At 72.0% G+C, this 471-nt stretch carries 2 protein-coding genes; both read right to left on the bottom strand.

Annotated elements, in window-relative coordinates:
• Positions 1–207: hypothetical protein (locus tag MKK75_RS18585; RefSeq protein ID WP_244044015.1), on the bottom strand; the 207-nt coding region annotated here is incomplete at its 3' end.
• The coding region (locus tag MKK75_RS18590) for a hypothetical protein (RefSeq protein ID WP_244044016.1) at positions 207–471 on the bottom strand (265 nt) is incomplete at its 5' end. The genes MKK75_RS18585 and MKK75_RS18590, both read right to left, overlap by 1 nt.

Consider the following 471-nt stretch of genomic DNA (forward strand, 5'->3'; position numbering starts at 1 on the left):
GCGCACCACCTCAAGCGGATCGGAGGTGACGACCTGTGCCAGCCCCGGCGCGCCCGGTTCGGACGCCGCCTGCAGAACCGTGTCGATGTACTCCTGGAGGACATCCTGCGGGGTCTCAGCCACCTGCAGCACGTCGCCGAGAGTCTGATCCTCGGTGGGCGGAGGATCGAGCGCGAAGCCCTCGGGGAGGTCAGAGGCGTTGCCCATCACGCGGCGGCCCGCAGTGCGGCGGCGGGGCCGGCCGGCGGGGGCGGGTCCGGCTGATCGTTCGTGCGGATCGCGGCGAGGCCAACCGCCAGCGCCGTGCGGGTCGCGACGGACAGGCGGACCCCGCCGGCATGGGCGGCGGCGTCGAGGTCCCGGCGCATCGAGGCCGGCAGACGAAGGTTCAGAACGCGGTCTTGAGGCGTGCGCACGTCAAAACTCCCCGAGCGGAAGCACTCGCGGAGTAGAACACAGGCGGCCAGATTG

The organism is Methylobacterium sp. J-030 (assembly GCF_022829545.1).
Taxonomy (GTDB): Bacteria; Pseudomonadota; Alphaproteobacteria; order Rhizobiales; family Beijerinckiaceae; genus Methylobacterium.